This is a genomic window from Verrucomicrobiota bacterium (assembly GCA_037139415.1).
Lineage (GTDB): Bacteria > Verrucomicrobiota > Verrucomicrobiia > Limisphaerales > Fontisphaeraceae > JBAXGN01.
Window position 1 is genome coordinate 1 of record JBAXGN010000256.1, and the last position, 8,707, is coordinate 8,707.

The following is an 8,707-nucleotide window of genomic DNA, read 5'->3' on the forward strand; positions in this document are numbered from 1 at the left end:
GCGACACAGCAGGTTTCGAAACCTGCGGTACGGGGAAGGGACCTTCCATTGCGGATTGCGGAATATTCGAATGCGGATTTCGGATTGCGGATTGCGGAATGCCTGATAGGTGTTTTGGTACGATCAGTGTTATCGGTGTAATCGGTGGTTCAATTCCGGATTTTTAACCACGGATTACACGGATGCCACGGATGAAAACCAGATCCGCTCGGAATGCGGAATGATGAAGATGCCAGTTCCAGAAGAATAGCGCAGACACAACCATCAAAGCAAATCCGGGACCGTGCTAAAGGCAGAAGGATAAAAGTCCGGCCACGGGAGCGCAGCACGGCTGGGCTCAAGCTAAGCCTTGCTTCTGCGCGGCCATGAACGCGTTTTTTATCTTCCCAGGCGTATATGGCGACAAGAGCAGGCCTTCCTGAACTCGCTTTAGCAAGGCCGGGCACAAAGGAGCGTGCGTGCTGATGGTGCCTTGTTTTATAGCTGCCTCGAGGAGCTGGAGCTCTGCCGCTCTCGCATCGGCGTAGAAAACGATGGTTGGATGATCCACGAAGGGGTGTTCACCCGGACGAATTACAACGGAGTTGTCGGAATTGGAACGCTGGGTAGTGAAGTTAACGATGATGACCTCGCCGGTCTGAGGATTGACCGCCGTCACAAGAATCCATAGGTGCGGTCTATCGTGCCGCGGCTTCACCATCAAAACCGTATCCCCTGGCGCAAGCATTTTACTAATGAGCGCCCAAGAGGTTTTCCATCAAGGCGACTTCTTCAAGTTCGTCTTCGATGGCGGTAATCTCGGATTCTTTTTTTCCGCCTGCCTTCAGGATGTCGCGATACGAGATCGGAATGGCACTGCCCTGAGGATCTTTCCATTCCGGCAGTTGGTGCGTTATATCCACCAGATTCCAGCGCGTCTTGGCCCCATATTTTTTGAAGATTTCATCCAATAATTGCATTTCCGCAGTGGAAAGTTCATCTTCACCTGGATCGCTCTGAAGTCGAACTGAATAATGTTCCGGCTCAGAGACGTGCTGCGCCCAAATGGACGGATCCCCCGGTGAATCTTCCTCAGTAACCAAGTTCAACACGTGGCTCAACACCGGACCATGACGCATGGAAACGTACTGGTCAGTGGTGATGGATCTGCCCCAACGCAGCAGCGCCTCGCGGTCGGCCAAATAAAGGAGCTTAATGAGCTTCAGGTAGCTCATCGAACTCCCTCGCAGCTTCAGAAGGCGGGCGGCCGCCTGGGTAGCTTTCCGTTCGTTGAATGGCAGGTTCATGGTTCGTTTCTTGTACAGCGGAAAACTGCCTGATTCCGTCCCGCAATGCAAGTAAAAATGCGAAAACGGATTCCCATCGCGTTGAACATTGGGGAGCCGAGCCAGAAGGCCATGGCAAAAAAATTGGGAACCAAATTCCTTTTGCAGAAAGATGAACCGGCAGAAAAATGAAGACCGGGAAATTTTAACCACGGATGACACGGATGGCATGAATGAAAAACAGCTCAGTTCGGCAGGCGGCGTGCGGAACCTTTGAATGCGGATTTCGGATTTCGGAATGCGGAATCGGCTAAAGCCGGGAATCCCCGGTTTTTGATGTTTTTGGCGGTTTCTGGCGTAAGTGCCTTATTCCCAAGATTTAACCTACATGGTTTTGGTGCAAACTCCGGTTCAACCACCCCAAAAACCTCAAAAATCATCAAAAAACCATGTGTGTTTTGGCAAAACCTACATGGGTTTGGATGAAACCCACATAGGTTTGGTCCAAACCCACATAGTTTTAGCTGAAACCTACATAGTTTTGGGTGAAACCTACATAGGTTTGGTCCAGACCCACATAGTTTTAGCCGAAACCTACATAGGTCTGACTGAAACCTAGACTGGTTTGGCCAAAACCCACATAGGATTGGTCCAGACCCACATAGGTCTGGCCGAGACCGACATGGGTTTTCACCAAAACCACGGCCCCTTAAAGCGGCTCCCGAGGCTTTGACAGGCAAATCCTGGCACTGCGCTGACCGGCGGCACCGCCCGGCGTTTCGGCCCGCTCAAACGACCACCAGTTTTTCTTGCGGCAAGAAATCCCAACGGCCTTGGTCGGCGACGTTCCGCAAGTATGCGCGGGTGGATTCCAAGTGCGATGCCGTCTGTGAGGTGGCGGCGATTAAGGCGATCAAGGCGTTATTTGTCGTACTCTCTTTCTGCGCGCATTGCGTCAGCCATTCGTCAAACCAGCGGCATAGGGCGTCGGGCAGGGTTTTCGCCGCGTGGAGGGCAACGATGATTGCATCGGCCTGGACGGCGGCTTGGACGGCTTGCGTTAACAACGGCGGATGTTCCAGGAAATCCATCTTCCACCACGTGCTGCGGAGCGTGCCCGTCCCGACGCGGCGCACCGTATGGTCGCACACCGCCCAGGCCCATTCCCGGGTCAGCAGGTCTTGATAGGCGACAGTAACGTTTAGCTCCATCCACGGTTCCGCGGGCTCCGCCGTCGCGGGGAAGGAGTGGACAATCGGGTCGAGTGATTCAGCATGTTTTGCCATAGAACAGCCTTTCGCTAGAGCTAACTTACGCGCGGATGGCGCTCTCTGCCATGGGGTGAACACCCCATAGCGGGGGGGACGCGAAAAGCATAAACTGACACTGACTATGAATACGCGTGTTCCTTTTCTATTGCCCCCGCTGCCGCCAGCGGGTACAGTGGCTGTACTGCAATGAAAAAGAATTCTACGCCAAAACGCCACGTGAAGAAACCAGCCATCACCACCACCCCGGAACCCCCTGCCCCGCCGGCCAAGGTCCCCTTCCCCATTGTAGGGATTGGGGCTTCCGCCGGGGGGTTGGAGGCGCTGGAGCAATTCCTCGCGGGCGTGCCGGCGGGCAGCGGCATGGCGTTTGTCATTGTCCAGCACCTGTGCCCCACGCGCCAGGGCATCATGCCCCAACTGTTGCAACGGTCCACGCCCATGAAGGTGGTGCAGGTGAAGGATCGCACGGCGGTGCAGCCGGATTGCGTGTATGTGATCCCGCCGAACAAAGACCTCTCCATCCTGCACGGGGTGCTGCACCTGCTCGCGCCGATGGCGCCCCGCGGTTTGCGCCTGCCGATTGATTCGTTCCTGCGCTCGCTGGCGCAGGATCAGCAGGAGCACAGCATCGGGGTGATCCTGTCCGGCATGGGCTCGGACGGCACGCTGGGATTGCGGGCCATCAAGGAGAAGGCGGGCGTAGTGCTGGTGCAAGAACCAGCGACGGCCAAATTCGACAGCATGCCGCGCAGCGCGATTGAGGCGGGGCTGGCGGATATCGTGGCCCCGGTGGCCGAATTGCCGGGCCGGATTCTCGCCTATCTGAAACGCACCCCGCTCCTCGTCGAGCCGGAACTGGCCCTGGAAGACAAGGCGCAAAGCGCCCTGGACAAGGCGATCATCCTGCTGCGCGCCCGCACCGGCCATGACTTTTCGCAATACAAGCGCAACACCCTGTACCGCCGGATTGAGCGGCGGATGGGCATCCACCAGATTGACAGGATTCCCGCCTATATCCGGTACCTCCAGGAGAATTCCCAGGAGCTGGATTTGCTCTTCAAGGAGCTGCTGATCGGCGTGACGAGCTTCTTCCGCGATCCCGCCACGTGGGCGCACCTGGCCGAGGAGACCCTGCCGGCGCTGCTCGCGAGCCGGGCGCCCGGCCACGCCCTGCGCGCGTGGGTGCCCGGTTGCTCCACCGGGGAGGAAGCCTATTCCCTGGCCATCGTGTTCAAGGAAGCGCTGGAGCTGGCCAAGCCCAAGCCCAAACTCAATTTCGCCCTGCAAATCTTCGCCACCGACCTGGACCGGGACGCGATTGACAAGGCCCGCCAGGGCCTCTACCCGGAGAACATCGCCGCCGATATCTCGCCCGAGCGCCTAAGCCGGTTCTTTGCCAAAGAAGCCCACGGCTACCGGGTGCGCAAAGAAATCCGCGAGCTGGTGATCTTTGCCCCGCAGAACCTCATCATGGACCCGCCCTTCACCAAGCTGGACATTCTGAGCTGCCGCAATCTGCTGATCTATCTGACGGCGGAAATGCAGAAAAAACTTATGCCGCTGTTTCACTACAGCCTCAGTCCCGGCGGGCTCCTCTTGCTCGGCAGCGCGGAGACGATTGGCAGCTTCACGAACCTGTACACTCCGCTCAGCGGCAAATTCCGGCTCTTCCAGCGGCGCGATTCCGCCCTACAGCCGGACAGCATTGAGTTTCCCTCCGCCTTCACCCCCGTCCCGCACGCCGAGGCGGAAGCCCGCCTGGCACCGAAACCGGCGCTCAACCTCCAAACCCTGGCGGATCAGTTGGTGCTGCAGCGTTATTCCCCGCCCTCCGTGCTCACCAATGACAAGGGGGACATCCTCTACATCAGCGGCCGCACCGGCAAATACCTGGAGCCGGCCGCCGGCAAGGCCAACTGGAACATCTTTGCCATGGCCCGCGAAAGCCTGCGCTATGACCTGACCAACGCCTTCCAAAAAGCCCTGCGCCAAAAAACACCCGTGCGCCTCCCCGGCCTCCAGGTCGGCACCAACGGCGGTACGCAGTTCGTGGATATCACCGTGCAGACCATTGAGGACGCGGAGCCGCTGCGCGGGTTGGTGATGATCGTCTTTGCCGACGCGCCCGCGCCGGTGGCCGCCACGGTGCCCGACCGGGTGTCGAAAAAGCACGCCCGGAGCGCGCGTTTGACGGAATTGGAGCGGGAACTCCAGCATGCCCGCGAAGAGTTGCGCACCACCCGCGAGGAAATGCAAACCTCGCAGGAAGAACTGAAATCCACCAACGAAGAATTACAGTCCACCAATGAGGAGCTGCAATCCACCAACGAGGAACTCACCACCTCCAAGGAAGAGTTGCAATCGCTGAACGAAGAGCTTCAGACCGTCAACACCGAACTCCAGACCAAGGTGGACGACCTGTCCCTGGTCAACAGCGACATGAAGAACCTGCTCAACAGCACGGACATCGCCACCCTCTTCCTCGACAACGACCTCAACGTCCGCCGCTTCACCCCCCAGGCCACCAAAATCATCAAGCTCATCCCTGCCGACGTCGGCCGCCCCATCACCGACCTGGTCTCGGACCTGAACGACCCCACGCTGGCGGATGACGTGCGCGAAGTCCTGCGGACGCTGACCTCGGCGGAAAAACCGGTCGCCGCACGGGATGGGCGCTGGTACACCGTGCGCATTATGCCTTATCGCACGCTGGACAACCGGATTGACGGCGTGGTCATCACCTTCGCGGACATCACCGTGGCTAAGACGCTGGAGGCGAAGCTGAGGAGTGGGAAAAACCAGTGAACAGTAAACAGTTATCAGTGAACACGCCCCAATGAAAAAGCCACCGCCAACCACCGCCGCACTGCCAATCCTCGACCTTGAGCCGAAGCACTGCCCGATGATGACGGAGCTTTATCGCCATGCGGAAGCCCGACTGCATGAACGGCAGAAAACTGCGCCGACGGAGCACGGCGCACCGAAATCGGCGGCTGATCCCCAGCGGGTGCTTCATGAATTGGAGGTCCACCAAGTTGAACTGGAAATGCAGAACGCCGCGCTTAAGGAAGCCCGTGACGCGGCGGAGTCGGCGCTGGAGAAGTTCACCGATCTCTACGATTTTGCCCCGGTTGGCTATTACTCCCTGGATGAACAGGGGCGAATTCTGGAGGTCAACCTGACCGGGGCCGCGTTGCTAGGCGTAGAACGGTCCCGGCTCATCAACCGGCCCCTGCCGCGATTTGTGCTCCCGGCAAGCCGACCCATCTTCCTGGAGTTCCTGAAAAAGGTGTTCGCCGGGACTAAGAAACAGGTCTGCGAACTGTCGCTGCTGGACGAGCATGGGGTCGCCTTTTGGGTGGACCTTCAGGCCCTGGCCGTCGTCCCCCTGGGGAAAGCGCAGCCCTGGTGCCGGGTGGCGGCCTCGGACATCACCGCCCTCAAGCGGGCGGAAGAGGCGCAACGCCGCGTCGAGGCCCTGGCCGCCAGCAACCAGAAGTTGGAGCGGGAAATCGTCCAGCGCAAGGAGGTGGAAGTGGCCCTCAAGCAAAGCGAGCAACACCAGCGGCAGTTGCTCGAACAAGCCCGCCAGCAGCAGGAACAACTGCGGCACCTCTCCCATCAAATCCTGCACGCGCAGGAGGAGGAACGCAAACGCATCAGCCGCGAGCTGCACGATCAAATCGTGCAGACCTTGGTGGGCATCAACGTCCACCTGGAAACCTTGATCCAGACCGGCAAGGCCACCCCCAAGCAACTCAAGGAACGCATCGCCCGCACACAACGACTGGTGGAAAAGTCGGTACACATCGTGCATCAGTTCGCCCGGGAATTGCGCCCACCGCTGCTGGACGACCTGGGGCTGAACGCCACCCTCCATGCCCTCCTGAAAGACTTCCGGAAACAGACCGGCCTCCACGTACACTTCACGACCTGTGCAGCCGTGGAACAATTGAGCAGCGACCAGCGCACCGTGCTCTATCGCGTGGTGCAATCCGCCCTGGCCAATGTCACCCAGCATGCGCACGCCAGCCGGGTGAAGATGAGCCTCCTGAAGCCTGGAGAAGCCGTCTGCCTGGAAATCAACGACAACGGCAAGGCCTTCGACGTCGAACAGGTACTCAACGCCCGGAAAAACAAACGCCTGGGGCTGCTCGGCATGCGCGAGCGGGTGGAAATGATCGGTGGCACCCTCAGCATCGAATCCGCCCCCGGTCCGGGCACCACCATCCGGGCGCATATACCTTTTGACCGTAAGTCGGCTCGGGGGGGGGGGGGGGAGAACCCACTTACAAAACCCACTGAAACCACACTTTAAATGACCATGAAAAAGACCATTCCAAAACCCGCTTTACCAATGCCGCATTTGCCCAAGTGCCCCACGGGCATCCAGGGGCTCGACGAAATCACCGATGGCGGTCTGCCGCGTGGACGACCCACGCTGGTCTGCGGCGGCGCGGGGTGCGGCAAAACCCTGTTGGCCGCGGAGTTCCTCGTGCGCGGCGCGGTGCAGTTTAACGAGCCGGGCGTGTTCATGGCGTTCGAGGAAACCGATGCGGAATTAACCGCCAACGTCGCCTCGCTCGGGTTTGATCTGGCGGGCCTGATCCGGCGCAAGAAAATTGCGATGGACTACGTCCACATCGAGCGCAGCGAAATCCAAGAGAACGGGGAGTATGACCTGGAGGGGTTGTTCGTCCGCCTCAATTACGCCATTGATTCCATCGGCGCCAAGCGGGTGGTGCTGGACACGCTCGAAGCGCTATTCTCCAGCCTCCCCAACGAAGGCATCCTGCGCGCCGAGTTGCGCCGGCTGTTCCGCTGGCTCAAGGAGAAGGGCGTAACCGCCGTCATCACCGCCGAGCGCGGGCGCGAACAACTCACCCGCCACGGGCTGGAAGAATACGTGTCCGACTGCGTCATCCTGCTCGATCATCGGGTCAATGACCAGATTGCCACGCGGAATCTGCGGGTGGTGAAATATCGCGGCGCAATGCACGGCACCAACGAATTTCCCTTCCTCATCGGCGAAGAGGGCATCAGCGTGCTGCCCATCACGTCGCTGGGGCTGAATCACACGGTGTCGAGCGAGCGGATTGCCACCGGCATCCCCCGGCTCGACGCGATGCTGGGTGGGCGGGGCTTTTTTCGCGGCAGCAGTATTCTGCTCTCGGGCACGCCCGGGACCGGCAAGACCATCGTCGCCACCAACTTTGCCCAAGCCGCCGCCCGGCGTGGCGAGCGCGTGCTCTTCTTCTCATTCGAGGAATCGCCCAGCCAGATCATCCGCAACATGCTTTCCATCGGATTGCGCTTGGAGCCGCTGGTCAAACGCGGCTTGCTGCGGTTTCACTCGGCGCGGCCCTCGCTCTACGGCTTGGAAATGCACTTGGCCACGATGTTCAAGGAGATCACCGCATTTCTACCCCAGGTCGTCATCATGGACCCGATTACCAGCCTGATGGACGCCGGCACCGCCTCCGAATGCCGGGCGATGGTGACGCGGCTGGTGGATTACTTGAAGGCCCGACAAGTCACCACGCTCTTCACCAGTCTGACGCAGTCCGGGCACGAGCTGCAACATAGTGAGGCCTCCATGTCCTCGCTCATGGACTCCTGGCTGTTGTTGCAAGACATGGAAGGCAACGGCGAGCGCAATCGCGTGCTCTACGTGCTCAAGGCACGCGGCATGGCGCACTCGAACCAAATCCGCGAGTTCCTGATTTCGGACCGGGGCATTGACCTGGTGGACGCCTACATCGGGGTCAGCGGTGTGTTGACCGGCTCCGCCCGCGTGGCGCAAGAGGCTTTGGAAAAAGCCGCTGTGCTCGCCAACCAACAGGAAGCCGCGACGCTCAAGCGCGAAGCGGAGCGCAAACGTTCGGCGCTCGACCGGCAAATCAGCGGGCTGCGCTCCGATTACGAAAGCGAAGCACTGGAACTACGGCGCATTGCCGAACAGGTCGGCACGCGAACTTCCGTGCTGGGCACCGAGCGGGCGGCCTCCGGCCTCTTGCGCATGGCGGATATCAAGGTGGCGGCCAGCACGCACAGTAAACCCAAACCCGGGAAGAATATTTCATGAACACCAAAACCTCCCAGCCGCGCGCCTCCCGCTCCCCAGCAACGGTGTTAATTTTTGCAACTGTTTTCGGTGATTTTTTTATCCGT

General features: G+C 59.5%; 6 protein-coding genes. 3 read left to right on the top strand and 3 right to left on the bottom strand.

The window, feature by feature from the left end; all coding sequences use genetic code 11:
* Nucleotides 1-337: 337 nt before the first annotated feature.
* The 3 genes from WCO56_27310 to WCO56_27320 all read right to left on the bottom strand — a co-directional run bounded on the left by WCO56_27310 (nt 338) and on the right by WCO56_27320 (nt 2,551).
* Nucleotides 338-658 (bottom strand): hypothetical protein, encoded by a 321-nt coding sequence (locus WCO56_27310; protein MEI7733310.1) that lies wholly within the window; start codon nt 656-658, stop codon nt 338-340.
* A 73-nt stretch (nt 659-731) separates the two neighbouring features.
* Entirely contained in the window at nt 732-1,286 is a 555-nt protein-coding gene (locus tag WCO56_27315) for a Panacea domain-containing protein (GenBank protein ID MEI7733311.1), read from the bottom strand.
* Between the two features lie 767 nt (nt 1,287-2,053).
* The gene (locus WCO56_27320) at nt 2,054-2,551 is read right to left on the bottom strand and encodes a hypothetical protein (GenBank protein MEI7733312.1); all 498 of its coding nucleotides are present in this window, start codon (nt 2,549-2,551) and stop codon (nt 2,054-2,056) included.
* A gap of 171 nt (nt 2,552-2,722) precedes the next feature.
* Between WCO56_27320 and WCO56_27325 the strand changes: the two genes are divergently transcribed.
* Genes WCO56_27325 through kaiC form a run of 3 tightly spaced genes read left to right on the top strand, consistent with a single transcriptional unit; the run spans nt 2,723 to nt 8,621 of the window.
* Nucleotides 2,723-5,341 (top strand): chemotaxis protein CheB, encoded by a 2,619-nt coding sequence (locus WCO56_27325; GenBank protein ID MEI7733313.1) that lies wholly within the window; start codon nt 2,723-2,725, stop codon nt 5,339-5,341.
* Nucleotides 5,342-5,372: 31 nt separating this feature from the next.
* On the top strand, nt 5,373-6,854 hold the full coding sequence (locus tag WCO56_27330; GenBank protein ID MEI7733314.1) for a histidine kinase: 1,482 nt from the start codon (nt 5,373-5,375) through the stop codon (nt 6,852-6,854).
* Nucleotides 6,855-6,860: 6 nt separating this feature from the next.
* Nucleotides 6,861-8,621 carry a circadian clock protein KaiC gene (gene kaiC / locus WCO56_27335; protein ID MEI7733315.1) on the top strand — a complete coding sequence of 587 codons (1,761 nt, stop codon included), beginning with the start codon at nt 6,861-6,863 and terminating at the stop codon, nt 8,619-8,621.
* Nucleotides 8,622-8,707: the final 86 nt, after the last annotated feature.

Coding starts and splice junctions, on each gene's coding strand:
- WCO56_27330 (MEI7733314.1), top strand. CDS start 5,373: ATGAAAAAGCCACCGCCAACCACCGCCGCACTGCCAATCCTCGACCTT.
- kaiC (MEI7733315.1), top strand. CDS start 6,861: ATGAAAAAGACCATTCCAAAACCCGCTTTACCAATGCCGCATTTGCCC.
- WCO56_27325 (MEI7733313.1), top strand. CDS start 2,723: ATGAAAAAGAATTCTACGCCAAAACGCCACGTGAAGAAACCAGCCATC.
- WCO56_27320 (MEI7733312.1), bottom strand. CDS start 2,551: ATGGCAAAACATGCTGAATCACTCGACCCGATTGTCCACTCCTTCCCC.
- WCO56_27315 (MEI7733311.1), bottom strand. CDS start 1,286: ATGAACCTGCCATTCAACGAACGGAAAGCTACCCAGGCGGCCGCCCGC.